Annotated in this window: 16 protein-coding genes; 5 read left to right on the top strand and 11 right to left on the bottom strand. The window is 72.3% G+C overall.

Going from position 1 to position 15,500, the window contains the following annotated elements:
* Nucleotides 1-131 precede the first annotated feature (131 nt).
* From ACFVIM_RS07315 to ACFVIM_RS07300, 4 genes are all read right to left on the bottom strand, one after another.
* Nucleotides 132-944, bottom strand: a complete 813-nt coding sequence (locus ACFVIM_RS07315; RefSeq protein WP_384299660.1) for an ABC transporter ATP-binding protein — start codon at nucleotides 942-944, stop codon at nucleotides 132-134.
* A gap of 224 nt (nucleotides 945-1,168) precedes the next feature.
* Nucleotides 1,169-1,954: a DUF3710 domain-containing protein gene (locus tag ACFVIM_RS07310; RefSeq protein WP_384299658.1), complete on the bottom strand. Its 786-nt coding sequence runs from the start codon at nucleotides 1,952-1,954 to the stop codon at nucleotides 1,169-1,171.
* 1 nt (nucleotide 1,955) lies between these two features.
* Nucleotides 1,956-2,498, bottom strand: a complete 543-nt coding sequence (gene dut, locus ACFVIM_RS07305; RefSeq protein WP_384299656.1) for a dUTP diphosphatase — start codon at nucleotides 2,496-2,498, stop codon at nucleotides 1,956-1,958.
* Complete coding sequence (locus tag ACFVIM_RS07300) at nucleotides 2,498-3,097, bottom strand: PaaI family thioesterase (protein WP_384299654.1); 600 nt, start codon at nucleotides 3,095-3,097, stop codon at nucleotides 2,498-2,500. The genes dut and ACFVIM_RS07300 overlap by 1 nt, the downstream gene beginning before the upstream one ends.
* 58 nt (nucleotides 3,098-3,155) lie before the next feature.
* Here ACFVIM_RS07300 and ACFVIM_RS07295 point away from each other — a divergent pair, with 58 nt between their 5' ends.
* The gene (locus ACFVIM_RS07295) at nucleotides 3,156-3,626 is read left to right on the top strand and encodes a DUF3093 domain-containing protein (RefSeq protein ID WP_384299652.1); all 471 of its coding nucleotides are present in this window, start codon (nucleotides 3,156-3,158) and stop codon (nucleotides 3,624-3,626) included.
* Between the two features lie 150 nt (nucleotides 3,627-3,776).
* Here the strand turns inward: ACFVIM_RS07295 and ACFVIM_RS07290 are convergent, their stop codons facing one another.
* From ACFVIM_RS07290 to ACFVIM_RS07275, 4 genes are all read right to left on the bottom strand, one after another.
* Entirely contained in the window at nucleotides 3,777-4,709 is a 933-nt protein-coding gene (locus tag ACFVIM_RS07290) for a hypothetical protein (RefSeq protein WP_384299650.1), read from the bottom strand.
* A 13-nt stretch (nucleotides 4,710-4,722) separates the two neighbouring features.
* The gene (locus ACFVIM_RS07285; RefSeq protein ID WP_006345898.1) at nucleotides 4,723-5,019 is read right to left on the bottom strand and encodes a DUF4193 domain-containing protein; all 297 of its coding nucleotides are present in this window, start codon (nucleotides 5,017-5,019) and stop codon (nucleotides 4,723-4,725) included.
* A 397-nt stretch (nucleotides 5,020-5,416) separates the two neighbouring features.
* Complete coding sequence (locus ACFVIM_RS07280; RefSeq protein WP_384299648.1) at nucleotides 5,417-6,655, bottom strand: sensor histidine kinase; 1,239 nt, start codon at nucleotides 6,653-6,655, stop codon at nucleotides 5,417-5,419.
* A 3-nt stretch (nucleotides 6,656-6,658) separates the two neighbouring features.
* The gene (locus tag ACFVIM_RS07275) at nucleotides 6,659-7,312 is read right to left on the bottom strand and encodes a response regulator transcription factor (RefSeq protein ID WP_384299646.1); all 654 of its coding nucleotides are present in this window, start codon (nucleotides 7,310-7,312) and stop codon (nucleotides 6,659-6,661) included.
* Between the two features lie 377 nt (nucleotides 7,313-7,689).
* Between ACFVIM_RS07275 and ACFVIM_RS07270 the strand changes: the two genes are divergently transcribed.
* Nucleotides 7,690-7,857, top strand: a complete 168-nt coding sequence (locus ACFVIM_RS07270; RefSeq protein ID WP_384299644.1) for a hypothetical protein — start codon at nucleotides 7,690-7,692, stop codon at nucleotides 7,855-7,857.
* A gap of 310 nt (nucleotides 7,858-8,167) precedes the next feature.
* Here ACFVIM_RS07270 and ACFVIM_RS07265 read toward each other — a convergent pair whose 3' ends face one another.
* Both ACFVIM_RS07265 and ACFVIM_RS07260 read right to left on the bottom strand, forming a co-directional pair.
* A complete protein-coding gene (locus ACFVIM_RS07265) occupies nucleotides 8,168-9,001 on the bottom strand; it encodes an inositol monophosphatase family protein (RefSeq protein ID WP_384299642.1) in 834 nt (277 codons plus the stop codon).
* Between the two features lie 123 nt (nucleotides 9,002-9,124).
* A complete protein-coding gene (locus tag ACFVIM_RS07260) occupies nucleotides 9,125-10,252 on the bottom strand; it encodes a ferrochelatase (RefSeq protein ID WP_384299640.1) in 1,128 nt (375 codons plus the stop codon).
* Nucleotides 10,253-10,431: 179 nt separating this feature from the next.
* On the opposite strand from ACFVIM_RS07260, the gene ACFVIM_RS07255 reads away from it, so the two are divergent.
* Both ACFVIM_RS07255 and ACFVIM_RS07250 read left to right on the top strand, forming a co-directional pair.
* Complete coding sequence (locus ACFVIM_RS07255) at nucleotides 10,432-11,715, top strand: MFS transporter (protein ID WP_384299638.1); 1,284 nt, start codon at nucleotides 10,432-10,434, stop codon at nucleotides 11,713-11,715.
* Entirely contained in the window at nucleotides 11,639-12,994 is a 1,356-nt protein-coding gene (locus ACFVIM_RS07250; protein ID WP_384299636.1) for a D-arabinono-1,4-lactone oxidase, read from the top strand. Before ACFVIM_RS07255 ends, ACFVIM_RS07250 begins: the two co-directional genes overlap by 77 nt.
* 24 nt (nucleotides 12,995-13,018) lie before the next feature.
* Here ACFVIM_RS07250 and ACFVIM_RS07245 read toward each other — a convergent pair whose 3' ends face one another.
* The gene (locus tag ACFVIM_RS07245) at nucleotides 13,019-13,891 is read right to left on the bottom strand and encodes a hypothetical protein (RefSeq protein WP_384299634.1); all 873 of its coding nucleotides are present in this window, start codon (nucleotides 13,889-13,891) and stop codon (nucleotides 13,019-13,021) included.
* Nucleotides 13,892-14,317: 426 nt separating this feature from the next.
* Between ACFVIM_RS07245 and sepH the strand changes: the two genes are divergently transcribed.
* Nucleotides 14,318-15,391: a septation protein SepH gene (sepH, locus tag ACFVIM_RS07240; protein ID WP_384299632.1), complete on the top strand. Its 1,074-nt coding sequence runs from the start codon at nucleotides 14,318-14,320 to the stop codon at nucleotides 15,389-15,391.
* The last annotated feature ends 109 nt before the right edge of the window (nucleotides 15,392-15,500 follow it).

The following is a 15,500-nucleotide window of genomic DNA, read 5'->3' as shown; positions in this document are numbered from 1 at the left end:
GCGTGTGCGGCGGGGGTGGGACGGCCCGCGCCCGGGCACGCGGTCAGCACCGTACGGCACGGGCCGTACGGCGCTGCCGAAAGCTTCTCCCGGACCTCGCGTCAGCCCTCTCCCGGACCTCGCGTCAGCCCTCAGCCGGTCCCCTCGGCGGTGATGCCGGTGACCTCGGTGACCGCAGCGATCTCGGTGACCTCGGTGACCTCGGTGACCGCGGCGACCTCGGTGAGTTCACCGTCGCGCAGCTCCAGCACCCGGTCCGCCAGCGACAGCAGCGTCGTGTCATGCGTGGCCACCACGGCCGTCACACCCTCCGCCCGGACCACCGCCCGCAGCAGCTCCATCACCGCCAGTCCCGTCTCCGCGTCGAGCTGCCCCGTCGGCTCGTCCGCGATCAGCAGCGCCGGACGGTTCGCCAGCGCCCGCGCGATGGCGACCCGCTGCTGCTGGCCACCGGACATCTCACCGGGCCGCTGCGCCGCGTGGTCCGCCAGCCCCACCAGCGACAACAGCAGCGCCACTCGCTCCTCGCGCTCCCGTGCCGCGGTCTTGCGCAGCCGCAGCGGCACCCCGACGTTCTCGGCGGCGGAGAGGATCGGGATCAGCCCGAAGGACTGGAAGACGAAGCCGACCCGGTCCCGCCGCAGCCGCAGCAGCTCCTCCTCGGCCAGATCGGTCAGATCGATCCCGTCGACGGTGATCCGCCCCTCGTCGGGGGTGTCCAGACCGCCGACCAGATTGAGCAGGGTGGTCTTGCCCGACCCCGACCGCCCCTTCAGCGCGACCAGCTCACCGCGCCCGATCTCGAAGGAGACCCCGCGCAGCGCGTGCACGGCCGCCGCGCCCGTCCCATAGGACCGGCGCACCCCGCTGACCCGCACCATCGGCCCGCCCGCCGCGCCATCGAGGACCGCGGTCCCGCCGCGTGCCTCCGTACCCTCGCTCATCGAGCCCCCTCCACACCCTGGCGTACACGTGTACGTACGGAATCGGTCCCGGCACAGTACGCGGAAACAGCGAAGGACCGCACTCCTTGGACGGGAGCGCGGCCCTTCGGTGTCTACGTCACGGAACGGGAGGCCGTGGTGAGCGGCGCTCCCGGCGGACCCGGGTGGGCACCGGGCGATGCCCGGCGCGACCCGGGGCCACGGCGGTGAGCCGGGGCGGTGCCTCAGCGGACCTCGGTGATCTCCGGGCCGCGCTGGAGCTGACCCATGCCACCGGAGAAGCGGGAGCCCTCCTGGTCCTCCTGCTGCACGCCCTCGGCGACCATCTGCGCGTCCTCCGGCAGCTTCAGGACGATCGGGTCACGCGGGGCCATCGGACCCTCACCACGCGTCACGACCGTGTCCCGGAAGATCTGCTCCAGCAGACCCGCCGCCTCCGGCTGGACCGCGCCCTGGCCGGAGATCACTCCGCGCAGGAACCAGCGGGGGCCGTCCACACCGATGAAACGGACCACCTGGAACCCGCCCGAGCCATTGGGCAGCTGCACGGGCACCTGCGCCCGCAGCTCCCAGCCCAGCGGGCCCTCGACCTCGTCGATGACCCCGCCCTGCTGGGTGATGCCGGAGGCGATCTCCTCGCGGACCTCGCCCCAGATGCCCTCGTTCTTCGGCGCGGCGAAACCCTGGAGCTGCACGGCGCTGTCACGGACCACGACCGTCGCGGCGACGATCGCGTCACCGGCGACCTCGACCCTCAGCTCCATGCCCTCGACACCCGGCACGAAGAGGCCACCGAGGTCGACCCGGCCCTCGCCGGGGTTGGACACCTCGGAGATGTCCCAGGGACCGTCGGGGCGCGGCGCGGGCGGGAGATTCACCCGGCGGGGCGCCTCGGTGGCGGCGTCCTCTTCGCCCTCAAGCCCCTCAGCGGGCTGGTCGGCGACTCGCTCGGCCTCGCCCGCCGCCCCCGCGTCCTGCGCGGAACCACTCTTCTTGCGACGTCCGAACACGTCACTGTCCTTCCCGGTCGGATACGACGGAAGCGTATCGATTCCCACCCGTTGAACCGTCCACGGCGGCGTGCCCGCCGGTGGACCCGAAGCCGCCCCCGGCACGCGCCGAGCCGGGAAGCTCCGCCACCTCGTGGAAGCGCACCTTCTCGACCTGTTGGACAACCAGTTGGGCGATGCGGTCGTACTTTTCGAACCGCACCGTCTCGTGCGGGTCGAGATTGACCACGATCACCTTGATCTCCCCACGGTACCCGGCGTCAACCGTCCCTGGCGCATTCACCAGGGCCACACCGCAACGGGCCGCCAGACCCGAGCGCGGGTGCACGAAGGCGGCATAGCCGTCGGGGAGGGCGATCGAGATGCCGGTGGGCAGCGTGCGGCGCTCGCCCGGGGCCAGCTCCGCGGCCTCACAGGTGACGAGATCGGCGCCCGCGTCGCCGGGGTGCGCGTACGCGGGCAGCGGCACCTCCGGGTCCACCCGGCGGATCAGTACGTCAACGGGGCTGCCGGGGCCGGCCGGGCCACCGTGCTGGGAAGCCATCAGGGGTTCACCTCGAAGGCGCGCACGCGCCGGATCTGGTCGGGGTCGGCCATCGCCGCTTCGATCTCCTCCGGGCGGCCGTTGTCGATGAAGTGATCGACCTTGACCTCGATGAAGAGGGCGGAGGCACGCACCGCGACCGGACCGTCGGGGCCGCCGATCCGCCCCACGGCGGTCGAATAGATCTTGCGGCCCGCCACGGCGGTCACCTCGGCGCGCAGATGCAGCACGGTGTCCACGGGCACGGGCCGTACGAAGTCGGTCTCCAGCCGCCCGGTGACCGCGATCACCCGCAGCAGCCAGTTCAGTGAGCCCAGGGTCTCGTCCAGGGCGGTCGCCAGCACCCCGCCGTGCGCCAGCCCCGGCGCGCCCTGGTGGGCGGCGCGCACGGTGAACTCGGCGGTGACGCTCACCCCCTCCCCGGCGCGGGCCTCCAGGTGCAGCCCATGGGGCTGGCCCTCGCCGCAGCCGAAGCAGAGGCCGTAATGGGCGCCGAGCGGCTCGCCCGGGGCCGGTGCGTCGGGATGGCGTACCGGAGGTATGGCGTCCGGTGGCGGGGTCAGGGCGGACGGCGCCCCCGGGGTCTTCGCAGTGCTCACAGCCGCTGACCTTACCCGCGCACCGGTCCGCACGGTGCCCCGTGCCAAGCTAGGAGCCATGCAGTCCTCCCCGACCCCCACCCCCGCGACGGGCGATCTCCGCTACGACGAGCGGCTGACCGTCCCGCGCGCCTGGTGGGCGATCGTCCTCCTGCTGGCCCTCTCCGGCGGTCTGGTGGCCTTCCCGCTGGGCACCCTGCCCACTCTCGGCGCGATCCTGGTCGTCGGCCTCGTGGCGGGGATGGTGACCAGCTCCTACGGTTCCGCGCGGATCCGGGTGGTCGCGGGCTCGCTGGTCGCGGGGGACGCGCGGGTGCCGCTGACGGCGCTGGGGGACGCGGAGGTGCTCGGGCCCGAGGAGGCGCGCGCCTGGCGCTCGCACAAGGCCGATCCCCGGGCTTTCATGCTGCTGCGCAGCTATGTGCCCACGGCCGTCCGGGTCAAGGTCACGGACCCGTCCGACCCGACCCCCTACCTCTACCTCTCCACCCGCCACCCCGAGAAGCTCGCCTCCACCCTGCGCCCCTAGCCTCCGCCCCCTGCTCGCGCCCCCGGCGATCCCGCGCCCCTGTGGGCACGGGTTCCGCCCGGGGCGGAACAGATGCCCACAACGGGGGTGGAATCCTCAGGTCGGGGTCACGGCGGGAGCGGGCCTCGCGGGGCCGGGGTCGCTCCCGGGCTAGGCCTCTAGCCGGGGGGTGTGCTGGAGGGGCTCCAGGGGGTGGAGCGGCTGCTCCAGGGGCGGGAGCGAGGGCAGGGCGTCCCACGGCACCTGGAGGGCCCGCAGATCCTTGCGTACCCGCTCCGCGAGCTGCCGCGTATCCCGCCGGTTCATGACCGCTCCGACCGCCGCGCCGATCATGAACGGGAACAGGTTCGGCAGGTTACGGATGGTGCGCTTCATGATCTGCTGACGCAGCTCCCGCTTGAGCCCGCCGCTCATGGCGACGTTCTTGTACGTCGACGGTTTGGTCACGTCGACGCCCCGCTCCTCCGACCAGGCGGCCAGATACGCGGTGGAGCGCTCTTTCAGGGTCCCGGGCGGACGCAGCCCGTAGACCTCGTGGAGTTCGGCGATCAGCTTCAGCTCGATCGCGGCGACTCCGGTGATCTCGGCGGCCAGCTCCGCGGGCATCGCGGGCGGCACGGGCAGCATCGCTGCCGCGCCGACCCCGGCGCCGACCGTCGCGGTGGCGGTGGAGGCGCCCGCGACGAGCTTGTCGGCGAGTTCCTCCGGGGTGAGCCCGGGGAACTGGCGGCGCAGGGTCGCCAGGTCACGTACGGGCACCCGGGGCGCGATCTCGATGATCCGGTCGGCCACATAGCCCACCGCGGCCTTGGCGCCTTCGCGTCCTCTGCGGACGCCCTGCCGGACGGAGGCGAGCCGTCCGGGCCGGTCCGGCTCGCCGGCCCGGCCCTCCTGGTCGGCGGGGATCGCTTCGAGCGCGGTGGATGAACCACGCTCGTCAGCGTCCACGCCATAGGGCAGGAGGGCGGTCGAGTGGTCGGCGGGGGGCGTGGTGCCCTCCACCGGTCCCGAACCGCCCTGATACGTCTCCGACGGTTTCAGACGCCGGAAACGCCTCTTCCTGGACGGTGTCTCACCTGTCACGGCCGACCGGACCTTACTCGCAGTCGCGGCAGATCGGCTGACCGTTCTTCTCCCGCGCGAGCTGGCTGCGGTGGTGCACCAGGAAGCAGCTCATGCAGGTGAACTCGTCCGCCTGCTTGGGCAGGACCCGGACGGCCAGTTCCTCGTTGGAGAGGTCGGCCCCGGGCAGTTCCATGCCCTCGGCCGCCTCGAACTCATCGACGTCGACCGTCGAGGTCGACTTGTCGTTCCGCCGCGCCTTGAGTTCTTCAAGACTGTCCGAATCGACATCGTCGTCGGTCTTGCGTGGGGTGTCGTAATCCGTTGCCATGTCGCTCTCCCCCTCTGGGTGGTTTGCGTGTGTCTCCAGCGCACGTAACGCGTGAGAGGCCGGACTTGTGCCCGACCTGAGGCGGAGATTTTGCCTCACATCAAGGTCTGTTACTCAATCGACACCCAACCGGATCCCTCAAGAGTGATCGGGTTGGATGGCGAAGGGGACCGTACACGATCCGAATGTCGCAGCTCACGGGCGCCATCCCGTGTACTTCCCGTGATCTCGACCCCCGGAAACCCGGACTTTTCCAGGCTTTCCGGGAAGGTTCATGATCACAGAGAGTAGATGGCCGAAAGGCCGCTCCTGTGATCGATCCCACACACTCAACTCGGGAACAGGTCCCGAAAATTCCGCGCAAAGCGAACGAAAGTGTGTGGGCCCGATCATACGTCTAGGCGGGGAGGGTGACGCACATCACCAGCCCTCCGCCCTCGCGGGGCTCCGCGATGATACGCCCCCCGTGGGCCCGGGCCACTGACCGGGCGATGGACAGGCCGAGACCGACGCCCTTGTCGCTGCCCGTGCGGTCCTCCCGCAGCCGCCGGAACGGCTCCCAGAGGTTGTCGATCTCGTACGCCGGGACGACCGGGCCGGTGTTCGACACGGTGAGGATCGCCCGGCCGGGCTCCTTGGCCGTGGTGACCTCCACCCAGCCGTCCTCCGGCACGTTGTAGCGCACGGCGTTCTGCACCAGGTTCAGCGCGATCCGCTCCAGCAGGACGCCGTTGCCCTGGACCACCGCCTCCTGGCAGCCGCCGCGGATCTCCACGCCCTTGGCCTCGGCCTCCGCCCGGGTCTGGTCCACCGCCCGGGTCGCCACCTCCGCCAGGTCCACCGGCTTGCGCTCGAAGGTCTGGTTGTCGGAGCGGGCCAGCAGCAACAGGCCCTCCACCAGCTGCTCGCTGCGCTCGTTGGTGGCGAGCAGGGTCTTGCCCAGCTGCTGGAGCTCCACCGGGGCCCCGGGGTCCGACAGATGCACCTCCAGCAGGGTGCGGTTGATCGCGAGCGGGGTGCGCAGCTCGTGCGAGGCGTTCGCGACGAACCGCTGCTGCGCGGTGAAGGCGCGGCTGAGCCGGTCCAGCATCTCGTCGAAGGTGTCCGCCAGCTCCTTCAGCTCGTCGTCCGGGCCGTCCAGCTCGATCCGGCGGGAGAGATCGGAACCGGCCACCTGCCGCGCCGTACGCGTGATACGGCCCAGCGGCGACAGCACCCGGCCCGCCATCGCGTAACCGAAGGCGAAGGCGATGATCGACAGCCCCAGCAGGGCGAAGAGCGAGCGGCGCAGCAGATCGTCCAGCGCCACCTCGCGCTGGTGCGAGAAGCACGCCTGGAGGACCGAGTTCGCCTCGTCGGCCGACATCCCGGGCGAGAGCGCCGGGCAGGCGTTGTCCGTGAGCTGGACCTTGCTGTCCGGCAGCAGCTTGAAGGGCAGCCCGTCACCGGAGTGCAGGGCCTGCGCCGTCAGCAGATAGATGATCGTGAGCAGCAGGATCCCGGCGATCAGGAACATCCCGCCGTACAGCAGGGTCAGCCGTATCCGGATCGTCGGCCGCAGCAGCGGGCGGACCGGATCGCGCGGGTCCCAGGTGGGCTTCGGGGGCGCCGTGGGCGGCGCCGGTGCGGTCGCCACGGGTCAGATCCGGTAGCCGGAACCGGGCACCGTGACGATCACGGCGGGCTCGCCGAGCTTGCGGCGCAGCGTCATCACGGTCACCCGCACCACATTGGTGAACGGGTCGGTGTTCTCATCCCACGCCTTCTCCAGCAGCTGCTCGGCCGAGACGACCGCGCCCTCGCTGCGCATCAGGACCTCCAGCACCGCGAACTCCTTCGGCGCGAGCTGCACCTCACGGCCGTCCCGGAACACCTCGCGGCGGTTGGGGTCCAGCTTGATCCCGGCACGCTCCAGCACGGGCGGCAGCGCCACGGTGGTGCGCCGTCCGAGGGCGCGCACCCGGGCGATCAGCTCGGTGAAGGCGAAGGGTTTGGGCAGGTAGTCGTCGGCGCCCAGTTCCAGGCCCTCCACGCGGTCGCTGACATCGCCGGAGGCGGTCAGCATCAGCACCCGGGTCGGTATCCCCAGTTCGACGACCTTCCGGCACACATCGTCACCGTGGACGAGTGGCAGGTCCCGGTCCAGGACCACCACGTCGTAGTCGTTGACCCCGATGCGTTCCAGGGCGGCGGCGCCGTCGTACACCACGTCGACCGCCATGGCCTCCCGGCGTAGTCCGGTGGCCACCGCATCGGCGAGCAGCTGCTCGTCCTCGACGACGAGTACGCGCACGTCCCGTTTCCTTCCTCCGGGCCCCGTTCTCCATGATCAGGGCAGGTGTCTTGGCATGTGTGTACAACCATCCTGCCCGTTACGCGGGTAAACCGGCGGTAAGCCGGGGGCGGGCGGGGGTCGCTCTGAGTGACGTCAGGAGTCTTTCGGGAATCAACTGTTTTCCCGGGCGGCGAGAGGTTTCTCCGGCGGAAGGCCGGGGGAGGACGACTAAACACCCACGATCACGGCCCGTAACGGCACATGACTCTCGATGTGTGCGCGTGTGCCAGAAGTGATCGTCCCGTTCCTCCGCCCGGCCCCCGCCGTGACGGAGGGAACCCCAGGCAGGCACAGGCACACCCCCGTGCCACCGACCCACGACGAGGGGGCGCACTATGGACGCTTTCACGGCAGGACTGCTCCAGCGCATAAAGGCCGCGGAGACGGACCTCACGAGGGCGCGCGAGACGGGCGACGAGTTCCTGGCCGACGTGGAGCAGGCCGAGCTCGACGATCTGCGCCGTCTCGCCGCCGAGCACGGCGTGGAGGTCGGCGCGGTCTAGGGGCGCGGGTGCTCCGGCACCCCCACCCGCATCAGACACCGCTCCCTGATCCCGTTCGATCCGGACGGAGGACCCGGACCCACCCCGGCCCCTGATCGCGAGGGCCCCGGCGCGAGCACCCCGCTCGCACCGGGGCCCTCGCGTGTGCGGGCCGTGGCGTCGCTCCGGTCCGTCCACGGTGTCCGGTACGGAGGCGGGGGGCGTCGCGTCCGGCAGCGGACCAACCCCCTCCGGTACGCGGCGCGGAGGTACCTCCAGACTTCACCCGGGGGCACCCCGCCCGGCCGCAGGGCCCAGGGGGAGCCGTGGGTCAGCCGCGGCCGTCGTGCCAGGCGCCGAACTCCTCCAGCAGGGCGCTCAGCGGCTCGAAGACCCCGGGGCTCGCCGCCACGGCCAGCTCTCCTGAGGCCGGGCGCCCGGGGCGGCCCCCGGTCAGCGCGCCCGCCTCCCGGGCGATCAGCGCGCCCGCCGCGAGGTCCCAGGGGTTCAGCCCCCGCTCGTAGAACCCGTCCAGCCGTCCGGCGGCCACATCGCACAGGTCGACCGCCGCCGAGCCGCCGCGGCGGATGTCCCGCAGCCGGGGGATCAGCCGGGCCGCGACCCGGGCCTGGTGGTCACGGACGGACTGCACGTAGTTGAACCCGGTGGAGACCAGCGCCTGCTCCAGCGGCGGCGCGGGCCGGTGGCGGAGCGCGCGGTCGTTGACGTACGCCCCGCCGCCGCGCACCGCGCGGAACGTCTCCCCGCGCATCGGGACGGCGACCACACCCACCACCGTCTCGCCGTCGATCTCGGCGGCGACGGAGACGGCCCAGGTCGGCAGCGCGTAGAGATAGTTCACCGTGCCGTCCAGCGGGTCGATCACCCAGCGCACCCCGCTGGTGCCCGCCGTCGAGGCGCCCTCCTCGCCCAGGAACCCGTCGGCGGGGCGGTGCTCCCCGAGGAAACCGGTGATCAGCCGCTCGGCGGCCAGATCCATCTCGGTGACGACATCGATGGGGCTGGACTTCGTCGCGGCGACCGCCAGGTCCTCGGGCCGCCCGTCACGCAGCAGCTCCCCGGCCCGCTCCGCCGCCTCCAGCGCCAGATCGAGCAGCTCGTCCACGAGGGCGCCGCCGCCGGGGTTCGTCACGGAGTCACGCACAGGGCTCCTTCCGCCCCGGACCGCATCGCGCCGCCGGGGAACGCGTCGGGACCCGTCCTGGTGGCCGGGCCGGTCCCCAGCACATCACAAGGCCCCGCTCCCCGTACGGACCGCCCGCGCCCGCTACACGTACGGGCTGTCGGCACCCGCCGCCGCGGGCCTCGGCGCGCGGGCCGGGCAGCAGCCCACCGGGCAGAGGTCGTGCGAGGGGCCGAGCGCGCCCAGGGCGCAGCGCTCCGGGCGTTCGCCGCGCTCGCTCGCCGCCCGCTCCAGCAGCAGTTCGCGCACGGCCGCCGCGAAACGCGGGTCCGCCCCGACCGTCGCCGAGCGGCGCACCGGCAGCCCCAGCTCCGCCGCCTTCGCCAGGGCCTCGGTGTCCAGGTCGTACAGCACCTCCATGTGGTCCGAGACGAAGCCGATCGGCACCATCACGGCCGCGGCCGCCCCGGCGCCGCTCAGCTCCTCCAGATGGTCGACGATGTCGGGCTCCAGCCACGGGATGTGCGGGGCGCCGCTGCGGGACTGGTAGACCAGGCGCCACGGATGCTCCACCCCCGTCTCGGCCCGTACCGCCTCGGCGATCAGCCGTGCCACGTCCAGGTGCTCGCGCACATAGGCACCGCCGTCGCCGTGCTCCTCGACCGGGCCGGAGGTGTCGGCGGCGGCCGTCGGGATCGAATGGGTGGTGAAGGCCAGATGGGCCCCCGGGCGCACCTCGGCGGGCAGCTCCGCGAGTGAGGCCAGCACCCCGTCGACCATCGGGCGGACGAACCCGGGGTGGTTGAAGTAGTGGCGCAGCTTGTCCACCCGGGGCGGCGAAAGCCCCTCGGCGGCCAGCGTGGCCAGCGCGTCCGCCAGGTTCTCCCGGTACTGGCGGCAACCGGAGTACGAGGCGTAGGCGCTGGTCGCCAGGACGGCGATCCTGCGGTGACCGTCCCGGACCATCTCCCGCAGCGTGTCGGTCAGATACGGCGCCCAGTTGCGGTTGCCCCAGTAGACGGGCAGCTCCAGGGCGTGTCCCGCGAAGTCCTCGCGCAGGGCCGTCAGCAGGGCGCGGTTCTGGTCGTTGATCGGGCTGACACCGCCGAAGAGGAAGTAGTGCCGGCCGACCTCCTTCAGCCGCTCCGGGGGGATGCCCCGGCCGCGCGTCACGTTCTCCAGGAAGGGGACGACGTCGTCGGGGCCCTCGGGGCCGCCGAAGGAGAGCAGGAGCAAGGCGTCGTAGGGGGTGGGGTCGCACACATCGGGCATGCCCCCGATCCTGCCACCCTCCCCCCTCCACCCCCACCCGGGGCGCCCCGGGCGGGCCCGGCCCCGGGCGGGGCCCGCCGGCGGGGAGGCATCGCACGTCGGCCAGGGCCGGGCCCGGGGGGCCGACGGGTGGGGGCGTAAGCTGTGAAGGTCATTCATACGCCTTACCGGAGAAGCTCTTGCCCAGCCCCTATCGCGCCATCTTCACCGCCCCCGGCAGTAAGAGCTTCACCGCCGCAGGTCTCTTCGGCCGGATGCCCCTCGCCATGATGAGCATCGGCATCGTGACGATGGTCTCCCAGCTCACCGGGCGCTACGGCCTCGCCGGCGCGCTCTCCGCGACCATGGCGCTCGCGGCCGCCGTCCTGGGGCCGCAGGTTTCCCGGCTGGTGGACCGGCATGGTCAGGCGCGGGTGCTGCGGCCCGTCACGCTGATCGCCGTCGGCTCGGTCGCGGGTCTGCTGATCTGCGCCCGCCAGGAGGCCCCGAACTGGACGCTGTTCGTGTTCGCCGCCACCGGTGGGTGTGTGCCGAGCGTCGGCTCGATGGTGCGGGCCCGGTGGGCGGCGATCTTCCCGAGGTCGTCGCGGGAGCTGCACACCGCGTACTCGTGGGAGTCGATCGTCGACGAGATGTGCTTCATCTGCGGCCCGATCATCTCCATCGGCCTCTCCACCGCCGTCTTCCCGGAGGCGGGCCCGCTGGTGGCCGCCCTCTTCCTGCTGGTCGGCGTCTTCTGGCTGACGGCGCAGCGCGACACCGAGCCCGCGCCGCATCCGCGCGGGCAGGACGGCCGGGGTTCGGCGCTGCGTTCGCCGGGGCTCCAGGTGCTGGTGGTCACGTTCGCGGCGACCGGCGCGCTGTTCGGGTCGGTGGACGTGGTGACGGTGGCCTTCGCCGAGGAGCAGGGGCACAAGTCGCTGGCGAGCGTGGCGCTCGCGGTCTACGCGCTGGGTTCGTGTCTGGCCGGTCTGGTCTTCGGCCTGATGCACTTCAAGGGCGCGGGCGAGCGCCGGTGGCTGCTGGGTGTCTGTGCGATGGCCGTGAGTATGATCCCCCTCCAACTGGTCGGGAACCTCGCGTTCCTGGCCGTGGCGCTCTTCGTCGCGGGCCTGGCCATCGCTCCCACCATGATCACCACGATGGCCCTCGTCGAGGCGCGTGTGCCGCGCTCCCAGCTGACCGAGGGCATGACCTGGGTCAGCACCGGACTCGCCGTCGGTATCGCGCTGGGCTTCTCCATCGGAGGCTGGGCGATCGACGCGTTCGGCGCCGAGCCGGCGTACGCGGTGCCCGGGTTCGCGGGCGCGGTCGCGGCCGTCGTGGCGTTCCTGGGGTACCGCCGGCTGAACAGGCCGGTGCCGACGCGGGAGGGGCAGCGGGCCGATGGGCACGAGCGCGATCAGCAGGACGGGCGCGATCAGCGGGACGAGCGGGACGAGCGGGACGCGAATCTGGCGTAACTGGGCGCGGACGGTCTCCGTCCGCCCGGCCCGGGAGGCCCTTCCGGCCTCGGCCGAGGAGGTCGCCGAGGCGGTGCGGCGGGCCGCCGAGGACGGCCTGAGGGTCAAGACGGTGGGCAGCGGCCACTCCTTCACGGCGGTCGCCGCCACCGACGGGCTGCTGATCCGGCCCGATCTGCTGACCGGCATCCGGCATATCGACCGTACGGCGATGACGGTGACCGTCGAGTCCGGCACCCCGCTGAAGCGGCTGAACGCGGCGCTGGCCCGGGAGGGCCTCTCGCTCACCAACATGGGCGACATCATGGAGCAGACCGTCGCCGGGGCCACCAGTACCGGCACCCATGGCACCGGCCGGGACTCGGCCTCCATCGCCGCCCAGATCACCGGGGTGGAGCTGGTCACCGCCGACGGCACCCTGATGCGCTGCTCGAAGGAGGAGCACCCGGAGGTCTTCGCCGCCGCCCGGATCGGGCTCGGGGCGCTGGGCGTGGTCACGGCGCTGACCCTCGCCGTGGAGCCGCTCTTCCTGCTGCGGGCGCGGGAGGAGCCGATGAGCTTCGAGCGGGTGACGGAGGAGTTCGACGCGCTGCACACCGAGAACGAGCACTTCGAGTTCTACTGGTTCCCTCACACCGGCAACTGCAACACCAAGCGCAACAACCGCAGCGCGGGCCCCGCCGCCCCCGTGGGCGCCGTCAGCGGCTGGGTGGAGGACGAACTCCTCTCCAACGGGCTCTTCCAGGTGGCCAGCTCCCTCGGCCGCGCCGTCCCGGCCGTCGTCCCGGCGCTGGCGCGGCTCTCCAGCCGGGCCCTGTCCGCCCGTACCTACACCGACATCCCGTACAAGGTCTTCACCTCGCCGCGCCGGGTCCGCTTCGTCGAGATGGAGTACGCCCTGCCGCGCGAGGCCGTCGTGGACGCCCTGCGCGAGGTGCGGGCCATGATCGACCGGTCCCCGCTGAGGATCGGATTCCCGGTGGAGGTCAGGACCGCCCCCGCCGATGACATCCCGCTCTCCACCGCCTCCGGCCGGGAGACCGCCTATCTGGCCGTCCATGTCTACCGGGGCGCCCCCCACCGGGCCTACTTCACCGCCGTCGAACGCGTCATGGCCGCGCACGGCGGCCGCCCCCACTGGGGCAAGCTCCACACCCGTACCGCCGCTGACCTCGCCGCGCTCTACCCGCGCTTCGGGGAGTTCACGGCGGTACGGGACCGGCTGGACCCGGAGCGCCGGTTCGCCAACGCGTATCTGCGGCGGGTCTTCGGCGACTGACCGGACCGGGGCGGGCTGGTGCGATCAGGGGGTGAGGGTGCCGCCGGGTGACGGGACGGAGGAGGGACCGCCGCCCGGCGGCCGCTGCGGGACGGGGGCGGAGGAGTCCGGGGACGGGGAGGACGGTGGCGCGGACGGGGACGAGGGGGAGGACGGCGAAGGGGACGGCGGGGTACGGCCGTCGCCCTCGCCCCCCGGGGTGCCGCCGTCCGGCCCGGCTCCGCTGCCGGGGCTGCCGGGCTCACCGGGGTGACCCGGCGTGGTCGTGCCGCTGTCCGGGACGTCCGGGCCTGTGTCTGTACCGGGGCGTTCCCGGTGCTGGCCGGACCGTTCACCGGAGTCACCGGAGTCACCGGAGTCACCGGAGTCACCGGATCTTTCGGGGTCTCCGCCCCGGATCACCGAGCCGATGGTGGTGGACCCGGTGTTCCCGGCGAGTTCGGCGTCCGTCGCCAGCTCCCAGCCGGTGATCCCCGCCATCGCCACGCCGAAGACGACGGAGGCGCCGACCAGGGAACGCTTCCAGCCCCGTACCCGGGTGCCGTGGACGGTGGGCGCGCCGAACTCGCCACGCGGGGCTCCGGGCGTCGGTGCCGTCGCCCGCTGTGGACGGCCGTTGGTGCGGAGCCGGTCGCCGGTGCGGCTGAAGAGGTACTGGAAGACCGGCCCGCCGGAGGTCGCGACCACGCTCACCACACCGGCGCCGACGATTGTGCCGTAGACCCCGAGCCGTGAGGCGAGCACCGCCGCCGCCACCGTGGCCAGGGTGCTCCCGGCCACCTGGGGAAGGCTCAGCTCCAGCTTCCGTTCACGCTCTGTCGACCTGTTCTCGGTCCGCTCTGCCGCTGTTTCCGGCTTTTGACGCATCTTCAGCCCCTGCTCGCCCTTCTGTCGCATCTGTACGCATGAGGGACAAACAAGCGAACTGAATAGTTCCCTTTGGGAAGATTCTGTGAATCAGAACACCCGTGTTCCATGTACGCACGGTGAACTGCCGCGACCTGGGAGAAGTTCGACGGCGAGGCAGTCCACCGAGATGGTCCGAATGGAGTACTGTGGCCAAGCCCTGGGCATGGGCCCCTTCGAGGGTGCCCGGACCCCGGGGAAGGGGGCCGGAAGCGGCGCTCGATCCGGCGGCACCGCTATACCGCAGGGCTATCTGTACACAGAGTGACCGCCGGTCACGCTGCGTGGCTAAATAGGTAACCGTGCCATAGTGGCGATCAAGGGCCCATGCCCGACACGCCGGTGCAACTCGGCAAGGTTGTGGCAGGCTGCACCCGGGCAGGCCACACTCGACTAGCGGAAGCAGCGACGCGACAGGTGACGTCGGCAGGCACCACCCGGGAGGTCCCCATGCCCGAACTGCGTGTCGTGGCCGTCTCCAACGACGGCACACGACTGGTGCTGAAGGCTGCCGACAGTACGGAGTACACACTCCCCATCGACGAGCGGCTGCGCGCCGCCGTCCGTAACGACCGCGCCCGCCTCGGCCAGATCGAGATCGAGGTCGAGAGCCATCTGCGCCCCCGGGACATCCAGGCGCGGATACGCGCGGGGGCCACGGCCGAGGAGGTCGCCCAGCTCGCGGGGATCCCCGTGGAGCGGGTGCGGCGGTTCGAGGGACCGGTCCTCGCGGAGCGGGCCTTCATGGCCGAGCGGGCGCGCAAGACCGCCGTACGCCGCCCCGGTGAGAACACCGGGCCGCAGCTCGGCGAGGCCGTCCAGGAGCGTCTGACCCTGCGCGGTGCCGACAAGGACACCGTCATCTGGGACTCCTGGCGCCGCGACGACGGCACCTGGGAAGTCCTGCTGATCTACCGGGTCGCCGGTGAGCCCCACTCGGCGAGCTGGAGCTATGACCCGCCGCGACGGCTGGTCCAGGCCGTCGACGACGAGGCGCGCGCCCTGATCGGCGAGACGGACGACACCATCGCCGCGCAGGAGCCCAGCTTCCCCTTCGTACCGAGGATCGCCCGGCTGCCCCGGGACCGTCCGCTGGACCGCACCCTCGACCGGCCGCAGGAGCGTCCCTCCGGCGCGGGAGCACCGGCCGAGGAGTGCGAGCGGGACTCGCTGACCAGCCTGTTGGAGGCGGTGCCGAGCTTCCGGGGCGACATGGTGGTGCCGGAGCGGACCGCTCCCGCCGACGCCCCGGGCGAGGCGGAGGAGACGGAGGCGGAAGCCGAGGAGCCGGTGGCCCCGGCCGCGTCGGCGGGCGCTGGCTCCGCCTACGCCGATGTGCTGATGCCGCGTTCGGTGGCCGGTCACCGGGACCGGCTGACGGGCACCACGGATCGTCAGGCCGAGGCGGACGGGGTCCGTCCGGGTCGGCGTGCGGCGGTGCCGAGCTGGGACGAGATCGTCTTCGGGACCCGGCGCAAGAAGCAGGAGTAGCGGGGGGAGCCGGCGACGCGGCCCGTAGCGCTGTTGTCGGTCTGTCGTGGCTGACGGCAGGTCTGCCGTGGCTCACACCTCGAACGCGAGAGCGGGCCGCACCCTCGGC

Source organism: Streptomyces sp. NPDC057638, assembly GCF_042800315.1.
Taxonomy (GTDB): domain Bacteria; phylum Actinomycetota; class Actinomycetes; order Streptomycetales; family Streptomycetaceae; genus Streptomyces.
Note: the sequence above shows the minus strand (reverse complement) of the source record. Positions and strands in the feature narration are given on the sequence as shown.